We start from the raw sequence: 19,828 nt of genomic DNA on the forward strand, positions 1-19,828 counted from the left end.
TTATTTTATAACTGCTTCTTCAATGATAGCCTTGTATTTGTAGCCAGCCCCAAAGTCCTTCTTTGCGGCCAGGACACCCTCAATGGTAATTTCACTGTTTACTTCCGGGATTTCAGAGCTTGTCACCACCATGTCATGGGTGTTTTTCATTGGATTGCCGGTACCGTCCTGCATATGGATCCAGTTTCTTCCCATGATATTGGGGCTGACCTTGACCACAAGACCATGAAGGGTGACCTTTTCACCATTGAGTTTATCTGCCTGGTTGTAGAGTTCTTCAACACTGTATCCATTTGGGGCATCAGCTTTTTTTATGCTGATTTCACGAAATGGGGCTATGGCTCCATTGCTTCCGCCTGAGCTTTGAATAGGTCGGGAGGCAGCAGGTGGACCTGCTTTGCGTTCAGATTGTACAGCAGCAGCAAAGGAATCGTCTGATGTTGTCATTCCGTGGAATGACTGGGTGCCTTTCCCATCCAGTCCGGATGAAAAAATTATGGTTTTAAAGGTACGCTCCAGGCTCTTGCTGACAAAATTCGTCATGACCATTCCAGGTTTGTATGTAACTGTCGTTCCTTTTTCCACCTTGGTCTGGGGAATCGCCACCCATGTTTTTTCTTTTCCGTTGTCCACCAGAATATAAGTGTAACCCCCGCTGTCCATTGTTTCAACAATTTTACCAGTGGTATTAAGAGTCATTCCATTCGCATGGTTAGTCTGTGGTATGAGCAGGAGAGAAAAGAGAAATACGGTGAAAATAATCAGAGAAAGAAACGGCTTTGACTGCATTGTAATATGCTCCTCTAAAAAAAATTATAAATGAAATACAGGTGACTGTTAACTGGCGGCAAAAGACCTTTCACTATGGGATTTTCAGACAAAAACAGAACCTATAACCGACGACAATCAATGTTAGTCATTCTCGACGAGAAAAGCAATATGCTCAAGAAGGATACGGCTCCAGATTTCATACGCTGCTTTTGTGATATGGACACCATCAGCCTGGAAAATAGTTTCTTCACTTTCACAGAATTTTGTGTATATGTCAAGAAAGCAACAGCCTGTCTGCATCGTCAGTGCTTCCAGGTGTGTATTGATACTGGGAATGGTATTGGCGGGTAACTCCGGAATTTTCATGGGAAGAAGGCTGCTCAGCAGAACTTCGGCAGACGGAAAGTCCTGTCTCAATTGGACGATGGTTTTTTTCAGTGTATGGATGAATCTGTAATTATCAGTAAGGATATCGTTAGTGCCGATCATCACAACCACCACATCGGGGGGATGGCTTTGTTCATGAATACCGGATAACATGCCATAGAGATCGAGGGTAGTGAGTCCGGGAATACCGAAATTTTGGACGCTGTGCATATTCAGACGTGACTGCCAGTCAAATTCAGCTATCAGGGAGTCTCCAATGAATAAAATCTGTATCATTTTTTCAGTGGTGGTAGAGTGATTTCTATTAAATAAGGCAGTGATCGTCCCTCTTGACTTTGGAAAGGCCGGGGATGAGTGTCTGGGTGGAGACAACTCCCGTCCATTTTCGTATGGTCGAGAGAATAAAGTCCGTCAGAAGCTCCGCATCCGAGGAGAGCAGGTCCCTTACCAGGGTGATTTTGACAATGAGATCAATGGAACCGTGCACGGCGTGCACCTCCTTGACCTCATCCAGGGCAATGAGTTTGTCGAAGATGCGCTGTTCGTATCTGCCATCCACGTTTAAAAGGATAAAAACAGTCATTTCCGGACGCATTTCAGGATACTTCTGTTCCTTATGTCTGGCCATTTTCTTTCTGAATTCCTCCATGTCCTTGGGTATAAGTTTGTCAACACCAATACCGTATTTTCTTTTTTTTCCCATTTCCCACTGGTGCGTGGATATGTAGAGATAGAGATCGTCAACGGTTCTTCCAGGAAAAGAATGGACCAGGTTGCTTTCCTTTATGACAGTGGCAAGCGGTTTATAAATGGTGTGGTACCAGTCGAGAGCGGCATCCCTGTAGCTGATCGTTTCATTCCGTTCTTTTTCCAGGTATTTCCGGTGTTCTTCAATTTGTTTTTCAAGGTGGTCAAACACACCGAGTTCCGTCAGGTCAATGCGTTGGGGAAGGCCACCTTTATCTTTGAACTCTGTTTTCTCCCTGTACAATTTGTTTTCAAGACTGTTTTCCGATGGCAGCAGTTCGAGAATGCGTGAGTGGATTTCACTGTATCCCAGGCGTTTTGCAGCCTGGAAACGATGATGACCATCCAGGATGTAGTAGTCATCCTTGATCTGGTAGAGGGAGATCGGCGGCATGGCCTTGCCTGCTTTCATGGCTTTGAGAATGGCTTCGAGCCGTTCATCAATGTTTCCTTTCCTGGTTTTGAACTGATTGTCAAAATCATGATATCTGCCGACACTTCCAACTATCCTTTCCAGGGGGACCATGGAGGTTCCCCGCTGTATCGATTCGTAGGCTTTTTCTTTTTCCCGGCGACTGTTGAAACTGTGAAACCTGGAATCAGTATCCTGCTCCTTTTTCTTTTGTGTGTTGCTCTTTAGCGCCTGGAATGGATTAAATTTCGAGAATATAGTAGCCATAACAGTTAATTACCCGGGTTGTATTGACAATTGAAATTCTCTCGGAATCATCAGTAAAAAATTTATGGATATGGCCATGAAGAAAAAATGCCGGTTTATATTTCTCTATAAACGCATTGTAGTAAGTAAATCCCTTATGGCAAGGATCGTCCTCGTCATTGACATGTCGAGGTGGTGCATGAGTCAGAACAATGTCCGGCGCACCTTTCTGCCAGAGCGTGAATCGCATTCTGTTCACAAATCGTTTCATCTCTTTTTCCGTGTATTGATTGGCCCCACCGTTATACCATCTGGATCCGGAAAAACCTATAATTTTCAAGGTATTAAAAGTTACCAGTCTTCTGTCAATATTCCGGCACCCCGTTGGCGGAGAAGTCGTGTAACGGAGATCATGGTTGCCGAGGATATACATAAGGGGGACATTAAATGTAAATGTCAATGAGCTTAAATATTCCGGCGGCAGGTCTCCGCATGAAAGAATGAGATCAATTCTGTCCCTGACAGGATTGGTATCTCCTGTTTCGAGGAGGGATTCGACAACGGTATCTGAGACAATGAGGATTTTCAAAACACTATTATAGATCTATTTTATGAAAAATAGAGAAAGAATTCTATTTATCTGAGAATCTCGCTGCTGAAGGGTATTTTGCCGCAGTCGGATTTTCATTTCTTTCGTATACTCTGTGGGCATAAATACCCACAGGGCATAAATGGCCGAGTCATTTGATCCGGCAATGATGGTCCGTTATTTTTATCAGGCGGAAGAACACGGATGATCAGGATGTATTTTACAATATTCGAAAGGGATAAACACTCTTTTTCAGGAATACAGGGGGAAGGGAGGAGGAGAAGGGGCAGGGAAGTTTCACGTTGGAATCCGTCTGCATCACAGCTGATGCAGACGGATGCTTATCTGAATCAGCCAGCCTTACTTTCTCCGGCACCTGGTGCCGGCCAAAACGGTAACAAGACCCATACCGAAAAGGAGGAGTGATGCGGGTTCGGGAACGGTATTGGCCAGTTCACCCTGGAGAATGACGTTTCCTTCATAAAAGCCTGTAAAGTTACCGTCAATATCCATAGTCCAAGCGCCAAACCAGAATACCATCTGTCCCTCCCGGTCATCATACCAGGGGGAACTGTTGCCATAAAATGCAGGATCATCCATATCCAGGGTGAGGCTGAACGTGAATTCCGGATAACTGGTTTCATAGAAACCAAATCCGTGGTTGTAATCATAATCCCATTCAGCATCATCGGATGCCCACCAGTCCTGGAGATCTCCGTTGTTATTGGCCGGAGTGGGGCCCCATGAAGAGGGCCACGAATCAATATATGGATGCCAGTTCGGGTCTGTCGAAGAAGCTGAAACCCAGTCCTGAACCTTATATCTTTCGCCCCAGTTATTCCCACGACCACCATATCCCCAGAGTTGGAGGTCAACGATTTTATCTCCTCCGAGTGTCCAGCTTATAAAATCTCTGTTGCTTGACTGTTGGTAACTGGCGTATTGGTCAGTGTATTGCCATTGTTGGTTGTCCCAGGTTTTAAATAACCGGGCACCTGAATACAAGTCATTATCAACGGGACTCGATCCGGATGCACCGTTGTAAACAGTATAACTCACTATTTCTATGCCTGTGAGCGTGAATTCATATGTGGCCATTGATGCCGCATATACGGTTGTGGAAGCTGCAAGAGTTATGGCTGTCAAAACCAGTAAGAGTATGATACTGAATCTCTTTCTCATGGTGTAACCTCAAAAGCTTGTATGAAAGTTCATTGTGGGCTGTCTTTTCGCAGGTCAAAGCGTTTTATGGTGCTGTATGAAATTCACTGGCACTGATGAGCCGGGGATACATCTGATGAAGCAGACACATCTTCAACCTGACCGGGTTTCATAGGTAACCTCATGTTTATTGCACCCGGAGAGAACAAAACATCCAAAGGGTATCAATAACAGCAGATCCTGAAATATAGAGCCTTCAGGCCCATTTATTCCTTCACTCTTAAGCAGTTAACAATAAATGCTAACAAATTGCAAGAGCGTTTATATGCTGTAGCCTGGAAAATTCTTTCAGTCGGCTTTAAGGACAACAGTTCCAAATGATGGGACCTTGAAAGTGTCGGAAGTGATTGCTTGAGAGTCGTCGGGAAAATCATATGGTGGTGGGGCTGAACTGTCAATGAGAAGATGCCAGGAATCTTTTCCAAACGGTATTACGGGGAGAGTGAATCTCAAATTGTTTGTTCTATGGCCGTTCAGCATTATAAAAAAGGCGGTCGGCCTGCCGTCCGGCTCCTGTCCGGAGAGCATAAAGGCCAGACCATGGCAGTCGTGGCTCCAGTTCTGTTGCCCGGGAAGCAGGTATTGCCATGAAATCCGCGCTTGCTCCTGCTCATGAATACTCTGGTCTTCCGGACTGAAAAATTGTTCCTGTCTGAAAAGTGTGGAACTTTTTCTCAACTGGATGCATTTTTTTACAAATCGGTAAAAGTCCCTGTGGGTTTCGAGAAGGGACCAGTCCAGCCAGCTGGTTGCATTATCCTGGCACCAGCTGTTGTTATTGCCTTTCTGGGTTCGCGCAAATTCATCCCCTCCGGTCATCATCGGTACCCCCTGGGAGAGAAAGAGAAGAACGATAAAACTTTTCATGCGGCGAAAGCGCAGTTCAATGATATCCTGATTGTCGGTTTCTCCTTCACAACCGCTGTTCCAGCTGATGTTATGGTTCTCCCCGTCCCGGTTGTTCTCTCCGTTGGCGTGGTTATGTTTTTCATTGTAGCTGACAAGATCATACAGGGTGAAACCATCATGGCTGGTGATGAAATTGATGGAGCACAGGGGGCCTCTGCCGTCCTGTTGGTAAAGATCAGAGCTACCGGCGATCCGGGTTGCCAGGCGGGTGATGCTGTCCGGTGCTCCGGTCATGAAATACCGTATATCATCTCTGAACCTGCCGTTCCACTCCGCCCACCGTGAGTCGGTCGAAAAAGAGCCAACCTGGTAAAGTCCGGCCGCGTCCCAGGCTTCAGCAATGATTTTTGTATCCCGGAGAACCGGGTCTTCAGCGATGGCCTCGATAATCGGAGGATTGACCAGGACGTGTCCTTCCCTGTCCCTGCCCAGAATGGAGGCAAGATCAAAACGGAAACCGTCAACATGCATTTCAGTCACCCAGTATCTGAGAGATTCGCGGATAAGGTCACGGACTACCGGATGGTTGCAGTTCATGGTATTGCCACACCCGGAGAAGTTGAGATATTCATGTTCTTCGTCCAGCAGATAGAAGATCGGGTTGTCAATTCCTCTGAAACTGCTGGTTGTGCCGTTATATCCCCCTTCTCCTGTATGGTTGAAGACCATATCAAGGTATACCTCGATTCCTGCTTTGTGCAGAGCCCGCACCATTTCCTTGAACTCTGTCAGGGCTCCGGCGGGCTCCGAGCTGAAACTACTGTTGAGGGCAAAAAAGGAAACGGGGCTGTACCCCCAGAAGTTTTTCAGTTTTTCTCCTGTATCCGGGTTGACAAAAAAAATATCATTTTCATCAAATTCCGTGATCGGCATCAGTTCCACAGCGGTAATACCGAGATCCTTCAGATAGGGGATTTTTTCAACTATACCTTTGAATGATCCGGGAGATGAAACTCCGGAGTTACGGTTTCGTGTAAATCCCCGCACATGAAGCTCATAAATGATAGTTTCTGAAAGTGGAGTTCCCGGCGGTTTGTCATCAAGCCAGTCAAATTCGTGGTTAACACCTCTGCAGCATGGGATTTGCCCGTAACGGGATGGCTCTCCCCATTGTCGTGGAAGCAGGATTCGACTGCAGGGATCAATAAGGATCAGATTGTTGTCGTAGAACGTTCCGCTGTTTTTTTTATCACAGGGGCCATCCATTCTGAAACCATAATTAAACTCAGGAAGGTCTCCAAGAATAAGAATATGCCAGAGATCTCCGGTACGGTTTTTTTCAGGTTCCAGCACATATTCTTTTCTGACAGGAGTGGAATTTTTTTCTGAAAAATAATCAATGACCAGGGAAACAGCGGTGGCGTGACGTGAAAAAACAGCAAAATTTATCCCTTCCCTGAGGTGGGTCACTCCCTGTGGAAGAGGAAAACCTGTATCTGTTTTCAGGGTGGTGATTACACTGGACATTATGATAATGATTATTATAATTAGAATAATTAATAAAATTTCAGGGCCTGGGATAATTCTACATCAGGAACAGGAATAAGCAAACACCGGCACTGATTTTCAACAGAACAGTAACACAATGAAGGGAGGATGCATGGGAATATTTCATAAGGTAAAAGTCGGGGAAAAGATTATCAGTCCGATAGACTGGGAGATGAGTCCCAATCTGAGTTTTGGAACATACGAATCGTGGGGAGGAAGGGAAAGAGTCAGAAATAACAATGAACGGGTGTATTATTTCTTTGTTGATAACTGGGGTGAGGAACCGAAACTTTGCCTCATGGAGCGGGGCGTAAAGCATGCCCGGATTCTGGCTGATATAACTGTTCCGGTGGAAATTGTAAAAAACTGTGTTGAAAATCAGGGACGTTCAGCGATTTTTGAAAAAAGTTATGCCATAGATGAGCCGATTAAAAAGTGGCTGATTGAAAATGTTCTGGATGGAGGTGATTCGGATCTGGTTGTTCCCCGGATCGAGCCGGAGGAACGTGCGGAGAATATGGGTCCACCTCTGCCACATTTTAACGACAACCGATTTTCCGGGGAGAGCATCAAGCTACCGGCAGAACCGGCGATTATTAATGATGATGAAATTGAAGGTTGCATAAAAAGGTGGAATTTTTTTGATGCTAAGCTTAATCCGACCGGAAAATTTGAGAATGTCCTGGTGGATGGAGGTCAACCGGAAACAGTTATTGATCTGAAAACGTCACTGATGTGGCAGAGAGGAGGGTTGGATATCGCTTCCATCAGGACAATGCAGCTGAATATTGCCGAATTGAACCGGCAGGGCTTTGCCGGTTTTGATGACTGGCGGCAGCCTACCATGGAAGAGGCTCTGTCACTTATGGAACCCGAGAGGAACGAAAAAGGGATTTACCTGCATCCGGCTTTTTCCCGGGAGCAGCCCTTTATTTTTGTTGCGGCTAAACGTAAACCGGGGGGGTACTGGTTTGTGGATTATAAACAAGGGCGCGCTTTCTGGTCCTCCGGTACCATTCCCGGAGGTTTTGGCAGACTGGTGAGAACGTTTGCGCCAGAATAACCAGCGGCGTTCTAAAGACACCATAAAAATCCCTGTTCCGGAAGGTTCTATCCTGTCCGGACAGGGATTTTTTGTATTTCATCTGGGTCATGCACTACAGAAAATGAAAAAGATACTCTTTCAACATAAAAAATATTGTGCATGCAATAAGGAAACAGTTTTGATAAAAATGCTATTGTCTTAAAAAAGGAGTTTTTTTTTGCTATAGTTGAAGACATGTTTAAGAAACGAATAAGATATAGTGTACTGTTTACCTGGTTTCTTTTTTTATTGTTTTTCAACGGGTGGATAGTCATTCTGGCCCCTTTCGCCACTGCCAGAATTATTCGTGTCGGTCTGGAACCGTTGCCACCTCTTATAATTGATGAAGACTCGGGCTATACAGTTGATCTACTGAAAGAAATAGAAAAAATTTCTGATTTGCAATTCCATATTGTCATTATGCCCTATAATCGGGCGAAACGAATGCTCAGGCAGGGAAGAGTGGATCTTATTGGCCATATTCCCTATCATTCAGAAACTGAAGAATTTTACAGTTATGCACGGGAACTGGATTTTAAGATTGATGTGAAAACAGACATATATGTCGTTGATAAAACAATTTTACGTAATATCATGGAGCTGAAAATAGGGATTCCATGGGGAAATGAAGAATTTGCGGCAAAACTGCTACATATTCCAAAGCGTAATTTTTATCCGGGCAGTCTGGAAAGCCTTTTGCAGATGCTGGTTCGGGGAAGGATAGATGCCTTCTGGTTCGAACGGTCTGCAACCATATCAACATTACATAAACTGGGTATTAAAAATTTATACTATATGAAATTCCCGGAAAATCCGGCTCCGGCCGGTCTTGCGGTAAGAAAAAGTAGAAAGGGAATATTTTTGCAGGAGAAGTTGGATAATTTGCTGGAAAAAATACATGTCGATCGTTTTCTGTCCGGATACAGCCGATTCCTTGCCATGCCGGATACAGGTATTGTTCATTAGTGCCTTACTCCTGAATTCCTGTCATAAAAAACAAGAAAGGGGAAGGTGTTTTGAAATTAAATGGTTAGGTTTATTTCCATGGCACTTATACCCCCTTGTGGGGTGTTAGAAAGTGCCTGTCCATAAATGGTCTTTTAGCCCGATTACTCTGCGTTTTGTTTTTCTATGCTCCTCGGAATCTTCGCTCACCTGAACTCAAACAAAAAATCTCACTTCTGGACAGACAATAGAAAGATGGAAAAACGTCAAATTTTCAGTTTTCGATTCCTCGTTTTTTTCTGTTTTTTTCTACTTGTCACACCTTCCTGTTCATTGGCCAGGCAGGTTATACTCCCCCTGACCCTTGATTATAAACTTTTGTCTTCATTACTGGTAAAAAATGTATTTACTGGAAATGGTAATTCATTTACTGCAGAAGAAAACAGCTGTACGCGGGTAAAAATTACCGATCCCATTTATTCCGCAAGGGGAAAAAATCTTCGTCTTGAAATGCGGCTGGCTGTTGACTTTGGTTCGCCTGTGGGGGAAAAGTGTTTTCTGCCGCTGAGATGGGATGGTTATATTGTACTCCTGCAACAGCCCGTTTTTGACGGGGAAAATTTCAGTCTCTCATTTAGAACTGTTGATTCAAAGCTGTATTCTCTGGAGCGTAAGCCCGCCGCTCTTGCGGGATTAGCCTGGAAGTTTATTCAGTCCTCCATTTACCCCCGTCTGAAGAGGGTCAGGATAAGTCTTGCCCCTCCTGTGGCCAATCTGAAGAATTTTCTCCGTCCCCTTTTTCCCCACCTGTCGGCACAGGCAACGAACAGGATGCTTGACAGCCTTCGAGGGGGAGAGTGATGGTGCAGAAAGGAGGACTGTTTGCAGAGCTTCTTTCCGAGGTGGAAAGTGTATATGAACCTGCCGGGGAAAATCGCCCCCTGACTTCGGCCGAGATTGAGGATCTGGTCGGATTGTGGGAAACCTGGGATGCTTTCCTGGTGCAGCTGGTTACGGCAATTGCCGGATACAGTACCGCCGACAGTGAACATCAGGTTCTGATTGATGTTTTGCTTTCCGCCCGATATGAGTTCAGTGCCGCCCTTGCCGGTCAGCGTGTCAGCAGGGATTTTGTCAGAATCCAGTTCCTGAATGCCTGGAAGAGGCTTGCACCAATTTTCAGAAAACAACTCTATTCAGCAGGCGGAGAAAATGGTCTGGGATTTCTGGCGTTTTTCACTGCGGCGGATGCCCTGGAGGTTTTTGATAAGATGGGGCCGACCATCGGTATTGAAATCAGTCGCCAGGGTCTGCTTCGACTGGCCAGGATGCTTGACAGCAAAGTGGGAAAATTGCGTTATGTTCCTGATGTGGATTCGAGATTGAGAAATCTCCTGGAACTTCCACGGATACAGGAAAGGAACCAATCTTTACCTTTGCCGGAAGAGCCGGGAATTGACCTGGATGACATGAAAAAGGAGCCAATCTCCTTTTTCAGAAATATGTTTGTTGCGCCTGTCTGTGCAGAATCTTTGCCCGGATTTAAGGAAATTCTCAAATGGAAAGTTCCGAAAAAGAATATTGAAAGGTATGTCCTGCGGGTGAGAAAGGTTCTGGATGGAGCCATTGGGCAGCTTCTTGCCCGGGAGCAGATTTCAAAATCCCTGCATGGCGCATTCAGAGAGATGATAAATGCCATGGCCTGGCAGGAAAGCTGTCTGAGACAGTTTGTGGTGAAAAACAGAAAACTGACCTATCTTCTCTCCTACAACAGGTCTTCGGTGGGAATTATGCAGGTCAATGAACGGGTGTGGCGCGGGCTGTATGATCGTGGCAGACTTCGATGGGATATCCGCTATAATGCCCTCGCCGGTTGTGAGATCGCTGATCTTTATCTGCGCAAATATGTGCTTGCCGGGCAGAAGGAACCGGCCCTGGATAAAGATTTGATGGTTCGAACAGTGTATGCCATGTATAACGGCGGTCCCGGTCAATATAAGAAATTTCTTACCAGGGAGAAAAAGAAGAGACATTTTCGCAGTGACCTCCTTTTTGCCGAAAAACTGGGCTGGGTCCGGTCCGGGAAATGGCAGAACCTTTCCCGTTGTCTCCTTGGCGGATAATGGAAACAGATCATAGGCTCCTCGTCTGATTTTCACGGGTAACCAGATTGGAAATTATAAATTGTTGTGTTTTGAGGAAATGTATATTGACAAACTGTGATGTATATGTACAATTGAAAGAAATGTACATATACATATGGAGAATAGCATGGAACTGACGGAGAAGCAGCGGCGGTTTTTTTCTTATCTGACAGATCGGATAGCCGAAGATGGTCGTGTTCCGAGCCTGCGCGAGGCGGCCCGGGACCTCGGTGTGAGCCATACAGCAGTTGCCCAGTTGATGTTGCAGCTGGAGAGAAAGGGTGTGGTTGAGCGGGAAGGACGTTATGGCCGGACCGTTCGCCTGTTTCCCGACTCCCGTGGTACCACAAAAGGATTGGGACGTGAGTTGCCTGTTGTCGGTCGGATTTCCGCCGGACTGCCCATGTATGCCCAGCAGGAATGGGAAGGGACGGTGGTGGTTGATCCCACCATTTTCCGTGGAGAAAATCTGTTCTGCCTGCGGATCAGGGGAGAATCCATGCGGGACGCGGGCATTTTTGATGGGGATCTGGTCGTGTGTGAACCGAGGCAATATGCGGAAAACGGCGAGATTGTCGCGGTGCTGGTCAAGGGTGAGGAGGCTACCGTTAAGCGGTTTTTTCTCTATGTTGATCACATAGAGTTGCGACCTGAAAACAGTGAATATCCAGTCATGTGCTACCCTTTCAGTGAGGTTCTGGTGCAGGGGAAAGTGACAGGAGTTATCCGGGGAAAGAACAGCAGGTTTGATGGTGAAACGAAATAAACCGGCATGGCCGGATTTTAAGGCTCAGCCCCGACAGGCAAATGAAAATCCGACTGCAGCGGTACGACCTTCAGCAGTGGGATATACAGATAAACCAGCATGGCCGGATTTTAAGGCTCAGCCCCGACAGGCAAATGAAAATCCGACTGCAGCGAAACGGCCTCCCACGGTGAAATTCTCGGACAGGGAAGGAGAGGTGGATATCGGCACCTGTGGGTATTCATACAGGGAGTGGGTGGACAGCGGTTTTTATCCGGCCGGCACAAAGAGCAGTGAAATGCTGGCCCGGTACGGTCGTTTCTTTTCCGTGGTTGAACTGAACTATACCTGGTATCAGATGGCTCGGGAAGAGGCCATTGCACGTATGGTGGAAAAGGCGCCTGGCCATTTGCGTTTTGCCGCCAAACTGACCCGCACCATGACCCATGAACGTGTTGATGACTGGCAGCGGGAGTTGAAAGATTATATCCGGGGAATCTCGCCCCTGGGAAAACGGCTGCTCGCTGTTCTGATACAACTTCCACCTGATTTTGACAGAACAGTTGCCCATCGCAGCTACCTGGCGGCTCTGCTGGATGGCCTCTCTTCACTGCCGGTGGCGGTGGAGTTCCGCCATCCCTCTTGGGCCCGGGACAGTGTTTTTGCCGAACTGGAAAGGCGCCGGGTCAGCCTGGTCACCGTTGACTGCCCCCTGCTGCCGGATCTCTTTCCGCCTCTTGATGTGGTAACTCATCCGGGTCTTTTTTATATCCGTTTTCATGGGCGGAACAGGGTGGGATGGCGTTCTGCCAATATGCAGAAAAAATTTCACTATGACTATTCAACTGAAGAACTGCATCGATATGCGGATGATCGTATCAGACCAATGATGAGTAAGGCAGCACGGGGCCTGCTCTTCTTCAACAATCATGTGGGGGCTCACGCCCCCCGCAACGCCCAGAAGCTGGCCCGCATTCTCGCAGGGAAATAACCCGTATGAAAAACACGGGATAAGAGGAAGGATCTATGGGAGCAGGATTCGGGTTGCGTGAGAGGTCCGTTCTCCATCTGAACGTGGCCGATTTTGCGGTATCTGTTGAGCGGGTGGTGGATTGTACTCTGCGGGGACGGCCCCTTATCATAGCTCCCAGGGGAGTGCGAACGGTCGTTTATGATATGAGTGAGGAGGCATACAGAGACGGCGTGCGCAAAGGTATGGGGCTGCAGCATGCCATGAAAAGATGCAGACGGGCGATGTTGCTGCCTCCGCGTCCCCGGCTTTACAGAAAGGCAATGGTTGCCTTTTTCAAAGAAGTTCGCAGCTATTCGCCCCTGGTGGAGAGTGGTGGCATAGATGGTCATTTTTTTGTCGATGTGACGGGAACCCACCGACTCCATGGTCCACCCCCGGATGTGGGACTGCGTCTTCGCCGGTATGCCCGTAATCATCTCGGTATTAATCCCATCTGGTCTCTGGGATCCAGTAGACTGGTGGCGAAGGTGGCTTCCCGCCTGGTAAAACCGGTGGGGGAATATATTGTCGCTCCCGGTGAAGAAACCGATTTTCTGGCACCTCTGCCGGTGGATCTTCTGCCGGGTTTGACCGGGATGGAGTTACGGAAGATAAAGGAGTTGCAATTGATGACTGTCGGTTCCCTGGCCGGTCTGACCAGGGAGCAGCTTATGGTGGTCTTTACTGATCGTTTTGATCATCTTTATAATATCAGCAGGGGGATTGATACCACTGTGATCGGTATGAAGGCTGGTGGGGATGCTGTGAAGTGTGAGCACATTTTTGAAAATGATACCAATAACCGGCATGACGTGGAAAGGGCGATCAGTCATCTGGTTGACCGGGTCGGATACAGACTTCGCGCAAAACGGCAGGTGGCAGGACGTGTGGGTATTCGGCTGCGGTACTCCGATGGTCGTCAGTTGCTGCGTAGTGCCTCCTTGCGCCGGGGAAGCAACAGTGATTTTGTTTTGCACAGACAGGCGCTTGTTGCCCTGCAACGGGTTTGGCTCAGGCGGACGCGGATCAGGAGTTGTCTGCTGATCTGTGATCGATTGCAGAAACAGTCTCCCCAGCTGTCACTTTTCCCTGAGGTTGAAAATTGCTGCAGGCGGGAACTGCTTGATGCCATGGATGCGATTCGCAGCCGTTTCGGTGAAGACGTGGTGCGAAGGGGCGGGGTGAAGAGGGTTTGTAACCCGTCGGGATCGTAATGTTTCTTCTTGGTGTCCGTTCCAGTTATTCTCTCCTGCGGGGAACAACTTCTCCCACGCGTCTCTGCCGTCTGGTGAAAAAACTCGGTTATTCGGGAATCGGGCTGGCCGACCGTGATAACCTGTACGGCTTATGGAATTTTTTGAGAGGGTGCAGGATCGAGGGGCTTTGTCCGGTAATCGGTGCGCAGGTAACGGAACCCGGTTCTTCGGATTTCGTTACCTGCCTGGTTAAAAATAACCGGGGTATCGTTCCCTCTGCGCTCTTTTAACCGATCGTCATTGCGGCAGGAATTTCAGTTTTTCCAGGGATCTGCCGGTTTGGTGCGATGGGTTGATTGTTCTCTGCCGGACGCCTGAACTGTTGAGGGAATTACACTCCAGGGGAATGGATGTTGCCGCTGATCTGGGGGATCAGTCAGTGCGAGGGGCGGATTTTGCGGCAACAGGCAAGAGAACTCGGTGTTGCTGCTGTGGCAACGGCTGATTGTGATGCTGCCGGCAGAGATGATTTTCACCTTGCCTGCCTGTTGCGGGCTGTGCGTAAGGGGCAACTATTGGAGAAGTTCGGGACAGTTTGAGAGGGGTGGAACAGGAAGGGATTGTTTTTCCCCTGGAGTTCTCTGAAAAATTCGCCATCTGGCCTGAGGTGATCAAGGCAACGGCTGAACTGGCGGCACGCTGTCGGTTTACTGGTCCGAATTTCGGTATTGTCATGCCTCCATGGCGCAACGGCCGGGATAATTCTCCCGCCGGAGCTCTCAGGCTGGAGGCATATCGGGGGCCAGGCGCAGGTATGGGGATGATCTCGGGGAACCGGTTATAGAGAGGCTTGAACATGAACTGCGGATTATTGAACAAATGGGGTTTTCCTCCTATTTTCTTGTTGTACGGGATATTGTTCATCCCGAAGGAGAGGATGGCAGACGAAAAAAACGCAGGATCTGCGGCCGTGGATCCGGGGCGGCTTCCCTGGTCGCCTACTGCCTGGAGATTACCAATGTCTGTCCCTTGAAATATAACCTCTACTTTGAGCGGTTTCTTAATCCTGAAAGGATTGATCCACCCGACATTGATATCGATTTCGCCTGGGACGAGCGGGATGAGGTACTGGATGAAGTTCTGCAGAAGTTCCAGGGACATGCAGCCATGGTGTGTAATCATGTTTTTTTTAAACCGAGAATGGCAATTCGGGAGACAGCCAAAGCTTTTGGACTTCCCGATCATGAAATTTCGGAGGTCACCGGGCGCCTGCCCTGGGTCAGCAGGAATGAAGGAGAGGGGCTGGAGACGTGTTTGCGTGCGCTTCCCTCTTTTCGTGGAAAGGAGTTTCTCCCCCCTGGCCGGAGATTTTAGAGCTGGCGGAAAAACTGGTGGGTCTGCCTCGATATCTGTCAGTTCACCCCGGAGGTGTGGTGATAACTCCGGAGCCGATCAACAGGTATGTTCCCGTGGAATATGCAGCCAAAGGAGTGCCTGTCATTCAATGGGAGAAGGATGGTGCTGAAGAGGCGGGACTGGTCAAGATAGATATTCTGGGCAACAGAAACCTCGGTGTGATTCGTGATTGTGTGGAGGCGATCAATGAAAACGATCAGATAGTGCGGGAGGAATACTGGCAGCCCGAGGATGATGAGACTACCAGGCAGGCGGTTGCCCGGGGAGAAACCATGGGTTGTTTTTATATCGAAAGCCCTGCCATGCGTCTACTCCAGAAAAAAGCAGGTCGGGGGATTTCGAACAGCTGGTGATCCAGTCCTCCATTATCCGTCCGGCAGCCAATGAATTTGTGCGGGAATATGTGCGGCGCCTCCATGGCGGTGACTGGCAGCCACTTTGCTTTCGGCTTGGAGACGTACTTGATGAAACCTATGGGCTGATGGTTTATCAGGAGGATGTTTCCAGGGTGGCGGTAGCCATGGCAGGTTTCAGCCATGGTGAAGCTGATGGATTGCGGAAAATCATGTCAAAAAAGGACAGGGAACACCGGTTGAAACATTACCGGAGTCGTTTTTTTGCGGGTTGTGCGGAAAACCATGTCGCATTGGAGGATACGGAAGAAATGTGGCGGATGATGATGAGCTTTGACGGGTATTCATTTTGTAAACCTCATTCCGCCTCCTATGCCAGAGTCTCTTTTCAGGCTGCCTGGCTTAAATGTCATTTTCCTGCGGAATTCATGGCGGCGGTGATTTCCAACCGGGGTGGTTATTACTCTGTCTTTGCCTATGTTTCAGAGGCAAAACGATTGGGCCTGAAAATTCTCCATCCAGACGTTCGGTACAGCGAAATTGTCTGGACGGGGAAAAATAACTGGATCCGGGTGGGATTGCAGGGGCTGCATGGATTGTCCATCGGGTGTATGGAACGGATTATCATGGAGAGAAAAAAAAGTGATTTTGCCAGTATTTCTGATTTTTTCTGCCGCATCAACCCTGCCGACAATGAGGTCAGTGTACTGGTGCACGGAGGGGCCCTGGACGGACTGGCGGGGGATTTAAATCGTTCGGAACTGCTCTGGCAGTGGGCGGGATATAAGGCCGCAAGACAAAATAATCCCCGCTCTCTGTTGTTTCCGATCAGTTTGCCACCTCCACCTTCTCTTCCTGCACCCGATGAGCAGACCCGTTTGCGGCGGGAATTTTCGGCACTCGGATTTCTCTGTGATATTCATCCTCTGGAGTGTATTGTCAGGCCGGAGAAAAACCTTGTCAAAGGGTGTGACCTTGGCAATTACAGAGGACAGCAGGTAAATATTGCGGCATGGCTGTTGACTGGAAAACTTGTATCGACTAAAAGTGGCGAGGTGATGGAATTTTTGACCTTTGAAGATGAAACGGCTGTCTTTGAGACGACTTTTTTCCCACAGGTTTATCATCGTTATGCGTCTGTTTTACCTGGTGGAAGGCCGTATGTCCTGTCCGGACTGGTGGAGGAGGATTATGGAGCGTTGACCTTAACTGTGGAAAGGATGAAACCATTATTTTGAACCACCCTTGAGACGGTGTTTTTGACAGAGTGGCAGGGGGCTGCAATGTTTGGCTGTTTTTTATAATGAATGGGATATGTTTGTTTTATTAATATATTACCTAAATCCTGCACTTCGGGAATAAAGAAAAAATATTTATACTGTATAAACATATAGTTATCGTATCGCAGTAGGGGCTATACTACTCACTATCAGAGTGAGATTGTTTTTTCTTTATTCCCTTGCCCTGGGGGATTGGCAATTTTATCGAATCTGCTTCGTTATCAAGTGCTTGAAGTATGTTAATACGTCTGCGCCCTTGATGCCTCGCATCTCCGAAAACTTGCCAATTGCAGGATTTAGGTATTACCTGAAACAAAACCGTAAAACCGCCACGGATTCGGGAATACGTTAATATGAGATAAAATAAAAATATCATGGGTGAAGAACTGTTTTCTCAATTGTATCGGCAAAAAATATCCTGACAGCAGGGAGTGATTTTGGTTTTCAAAACCTGCAAAGTATCGTATAAGGATAAGATGTACTTTCCTCTCACAATATATCGGGTTGAATGGATAAGAAAAAACGTATTCTTATAATAGATGATGAGCCTACGGCTCTTGAGGTCCTCACCAAGATTCTCCAGTACGAGGGGTATGATGTGGTTACCGCCGCAAATGGTGCTGAAGGTGTGGACCTGTTTCGCAAAACACCCTGTGACCTTGTTATTACAGATATGGTTATGCCGGTAAAAGACGGCCTGCAGACCATACTTGACCTCCGGGAAGACGTTCCTGATCTTCCTGTTATCGCCATCTCCGGTGGCGGTGCTATTTCCAAAGAGCGATATCTTGCCGTGGCTGGTTATCTTGAGCGCGTCGCTACCATCGCAAAACCTTTTTCCGTAGAATCAATAATTAAAACAGTAGCAGATCTTCTTGCCCCTGAAGGTAAGGATGTGTAGAATTCAGGCCCCATGTAATTCTGAAAATACACAACATCGGTACAGAATTGACCGTAACTGCTGTTTTGTGTACAATTGTGCCATTGGTCTGGTGTGAATTCGGTTAAATAAACAGTGTCCTGGCAGGGGGCTTTTTAACAGGGGTGATTTATGGTTTCGGACGTGGAAGTGAGTATGACCCTCAACTATGTCATTGACTCCAGCAGTTTTAAATTCAGGGAAAGGCCGGCCATCGGTATGGCCATGGAAAAACCCCTGACTTATGGGGAGTTCCATAGGCGAATAATCGCCCTTGCAAAACGAATGCAGGATGAGGGGATCAAAAAAGGGGATCGCATAGCCATTCTCAGTGAAAATTCCCATAACTGGGGAATTGCCTACCTGGCCATTGTTCGAATAGGTGCGGTGGCTGTTCCGATTCTTCCCGATCTGCCTGAGAGTGATGTTCATCATATTCTCAAGGAAATGCAGATCAAGGTTCTTTTTACAACCCAGAAACAGATAGAAAAAGTATATGAGCTGAGTGAAGAACTGAAAGGACCAATTATTACTCTGGATGACTATGAAGCGGTCATCGGTGTTATTTCGGTGACTCCCTTTTCAGTGTATTTGGAGGAGGCTCTGACTGCTCTCAGGGAAAATCTTGAAGATCCAGTTTTTCCTGTCGTTGAAGAAGATGATATCGCGGCTATTCTCTATACCTCCGGTACGTCAGGTTACTCAAAAGCGGTTATGCTGAGCCATAAGAACCTGACCTCAAACGCCTATGCGGCATCGAGCCTGATGGAGATTAAACCCGGTTCGACCTGGCTGTCCATCCTCCCCATGTCCCATACCTATGAATTTACCTGCGGGTTTATCCTGCCTCTGCTTTTTGGTTGCCGTATAGCCTATGCGGGAAAGTCTCCAACTCCTGCCATTCTTCAGAAACTGTGCAGTTATGAGAGACCTTTTGTGATTTTTGCCGTTCCGTTGGTTCTGGAAAAGATCTATAAAAAACGGGTTCTGCCACAGATTGAAAGGAGCAGGCTGCTCAGTCTTATATGCAAAGTTGGTGTCGGGAGAAAATTTATTTATCGGAAAATAGGAAAAAAACTGCTGACTTTTTTCGGCGGAAACCTGGGGCTTATGGGTATTGGCGGTGCCGCGTTGAATCCTGATGTGGAACGTTTTCTGTATGAAGCGGAATTTCCCTATCTGATCGGTTACGGCATGACGGAATCATCACCCCTGATTGCCGGTGGTCCCAAAAATGATAAAACCATTGTCATTGGTTCCACCGGAAAACCGCTGCCCGGCGTTGAAGTGAAAATTGCGGAACCAGACAGTGAGACCGGAATTGGAGAAATCTGTGTCTGCGGGCCAAATGTCATGAAAGGTTATTACAATGATGAAGAATCAACCAGGAAAGCCCTCGGGCGTGATGGCTGGCTGGCTACCGGGGATCTTGGATACCTGGATGATCTTGGAAATCTGCATGTCTGTGGCAGATCAAAAAATGTCATCATAATGGCCAATGGAGAAAACATCTATCCGGAGGCTATCGAGCACAAGATAAACGCGTGTCACTGGGTTGTGGAAAGCCTTGTGATAGAAAACAGCGGCAGGCTGGAGGCCTGGATCTACCCAGATTATGAGTTTGTTGATGATCAGACAGCCGGTCGGTCGAGGGCTGAACGACGGGCTTATATAGAAGAACTCCTGGAAACAATGCGCAGTGAAATTAACGAGGAACTGTCAAAAACATCCAGGATTGCAAAGGTTTTTGAGAGAAGAGAGCCGTTTATCAAAACGGCAACCCATAAAATCAAACGATATCTCTATGACGGTCATGCGATTCTGGGTTGATATTTGAATCTTTGATGGCAGGATTGATTCTTTAGCCTGCATTTCTCATGAATATTGTATCAATTTTGAGAATAACTGTAGAATAAAAATAATTAGCCAATTATCAGTAATTGAACGAATTTTTAATTTTTCAA

General features: G+C 47.3%; 19 protein-coding genes and 1 pseudogene. 14 read left to right on the forward strand and 6 right to left on the reverse strand.

Features of this window, described 5'->3' with window-relative positions; genetic code table 11:
• The 6 genes from LO777_RS01295 to glgX all read right to left on the reverse strand — a co-directional run bounded on the left by LO777_RS01295 (position 1) and on the right by glgX (position 6,749).
• Positions 1–789 carry a DNA-binding protein gene (locus LO777_RS01295; RefSeq protein ID WP_228855782.1) on the reverse strand — a complete coding sequence of 263 codons (789 nt, stop codon included), beginning with the start codon at positions 787–789 and terminating at the stop codon, positions 1–3.
• A gap of 123 nt (positions 790–912) precedes the next feature.
• Positions 913–1,434 carry a GDSL-type esterase/lipase family protein gene (locus LO777_RS01300; RefSeq protein ID WP_228855783.1) on the reverse strand — a complete coding sequence of 174 codons (522 nt, stop codon included), beginning with the start codon at positions 1,432–1,434 and terminating at the stop codon, positions 913–915.
• Between the two features lie 28 nt (positions 1,435–1,462).
• On the reverse strand, positions 1,463–2,584 hold the full coding sequence (locus LO777_RS01305; protein WP_228855784.1) for an Lrp/AsnC ligand binding domain-containing protein: 1,122 nt from the start codon (positions 2,582–2,584) through the stop codon (positions 1,463–1,465).
• A complete protein-coding gene (locus LO777_RS01310) occupies positions 2,559–3,152 on the reverse strand; it encodes a metallophosphoesterase family protein (protein ID WP_228855785.1) in 594 nt (197 codons plus the stop codon). The genes LO777_RS01305 and LO777_RS01310 overlap by 26 nt, the downstream gene beginning before the upstream one ends.
• Before the next feature lie 360 nt (positions 3,153–3,512).
• Positions 3,513–4,334 carry a PEP-CTERM sorting domain-containing protein gene (locus tag LO777_RS01315; RefSeq protein ID WP_228855786.1) on the reverse strand — a complete coding sequence of 274 codons (822 nt, stop codon included), beginning with the start codon at positions 4,332–4,334 and terminating at the stop codon, positions 3,513–3,515.
• A 327-nt stretch (positions 4,335–4,661) separates the two neighbouring features.
• The gene (glgX, locus tag LO777_RS01320) at positions 4,662–6,749 is read right to left on the reverse strand and encodes a glycogen debranching protein GlgX (RefSeq protein WP_228855787.1); all 2,088 of its coding nucleotides are present in this window, start codon (positions 6,747–6,749) and stop codon (positions 4,662–4,664) included.
• Positions 6,750–6,882: 133 nt separating this feature from the next.
• On the opposite strand from glgX, the gene LO777_RS01325 reads away from it, so the two are divergent.
• The 14 genes and pseudogenes from LO777_RS01325 (at position 6,883) to LO777_RS01390 (ending at position 19,694) form a co-directional block, all read left to right on the forward strand.
• A complete protein-coding gene (locus LO777_RS01325; RefSeq protein ID WP_228855788.1) occupies positions 6,883–7,833 on the forward strand; it encodes an Lcl C-terminal domain-containing protein in 951 nt (316 codons plus the stop codon).
• Between the two features lie 216 nt (positions 7,834–8,049).
• Positions 8,050–8,820: a substrate-binding periplasmic protein gene (locus LO777_RS01330; protein WP_228855789.1), complete on the forward strand. Its 771-nt coding sequence runs from the start codon at positions 8,050–8,052 to the stop codon at positions 8,818–8,820.
• Between the two features lie 234 nt (positions 8,821–9,054).
• Positions 9,055–9,660 carry a hypothetical protein gene (locus tag LO777_RS01335; protein ID WP_228855790.1) on the forward strand — a complete coding sequence of 202 codons (606 nt, stop codon included), beginning with the start codon at positions 9,055–9,057 and terminating at the stop codon, positions 9,658–9,660.
• The gene (locus tag LO777_RS01340; RefSeq protein WP_228855791.1) at positions 9,660–10,922 is read left to right on the forward strand and encodes a lytic transglycosylase domain-containing protein; all 1,263 of its coding nucleotides are present in this window, start codon (positions 9,660–9,662) and stop codon (positions 10,920–10,922) included. Before LO777_RS01335 ends, LO777_RS01340 begins: the two co-directional genes overlap by 1 nt.
• 148 nt (positions 10,923–11,070) lie before the next feature.
• Positions 11,071–11,709, forward strand: coding sequence for a transcriptional repressor LexA (gene lexA, locus LO777_RS01345; RefSeq protein WP_228855792.1), 639 nt, complete (start codon positions 11,071–11,073; stop codon positions 11,707–11,709).
• Complete coding sequence (locus LO777_RS01350; RefSeq protein ID WP_228855793.1) at positions 11,693–12,679, forward strand: DUF72 domain-containing protein; 987 nt, start codon at positions 11,693–11,695, stop codon at positions 12,677–12,679. The genes lexA and LO777_RS01350 overlap by 17 nt, the downstream gene beginning before the upstream one ends.
• Positions 12,680–12,714: 35 nt before the next feature.
• Positions 12,715–13,914 carry a DNA polymerase Y family protein gene (locus LO777_RS01355; protein WP_228855794.1) on the forward strand — a complete coding sequence of 400 codons (1,200 nt, stop codon included), beginning with the start codon at positions 12,715–12,717 and terminating at the stop codon, positions 13,912–13,914.
• Entirely contained in the window at positions 13,914–14,186 is a 273-nt protein-coding gene (locus tag LO777_RS01360; RefSeq protein ID WP_228855795.1) for a PHP domain-containing protein, read from the forward strand. The genes LO777_RS01355 and LO777_RS01360 overlap by 1 nt, the downstream gene beginning before the upstream one ends.
• Before the next feature lie 120 nt (positions 14,187–14,306).
• A complete protein-coding gene (locus tag LO777_RS01365; protein WP_228855796.1) occupies positions 14,307–14,495 on the forward strand; it encodes a hypothetical protein in 189 nt (62 codons plus the stop codon).
• Positions 14,492–14,740: a hypothetical protein gene (locus tag LO777_RS01370; protein ID WP_228855797.1), complete on the forward strand. Its 249-nt coding sequence runs from the start codon at positions 14,492–14,494 to the stop codon at positions 14,738–14,740. Before LO777_RS01365 ends, LO777_RS01370 begins: the two co-directional genes overlap by 4 nt.
• The gene (locus LO777_RS19915) at positions 14,737–15,270 is read left to right on the forward strand and encodes a hypothetical protein (protein WP_268907591.1); all 534 of its coding nucleotides are present in this window, start codon (positions 14,737–14,739) and stop codon (positions 15,268–15,270) included. Before LO777_RS01370 ends, LO777_RS19915 begins: the two co-directional genes overlap by 4 nt.
• Positions 15,233–16,900 (forward strand): annotated as a pseudogene (locus tag LO777_RS01380) (hypothetical protein); the annotation flags it as partial. The gene LO777_RS19915 and the pseudogene LO777_RS01380, both read left to right, overlap by 38 nt.
• Positions 16,901–17,453: 553 nt before the next feature.
• Positions 17,454–17,846 carry a response regulator gene (locus LO777_RS01385; protein WP_228855799.1) on the forward strand — a complete coding sequence of 131 codons (393 nt, stop codon included), beginning with the start codon at positions 17,454–17,456 and terminating at the stop codon, positions 17,844–17,846.
• Positions 17,847–17,996: 150 nt separating this feature from the next.
• Entirely contained in the window at positions 17,997–19,694 is a 1,698-nt protein-coding gene (locus LO777_RS01390; protein ID WP_228855800.1) for an AMP-binding protein, read from the forward strand.
• The last annotated feature ends 134 nt before the right edge of the window (positions 19,695–19,828 follow it).

Source organism: Desulfomarina profundi (assembly GCF_019703855.1).
Taxonomy (GTDB): domain Bacteria; phylum Desulfobacterota; class Desulfobulbia; order Desulfobulbales; family Desulfocapsaceae; genus Desulfomarina; species Desulfomarina profundi.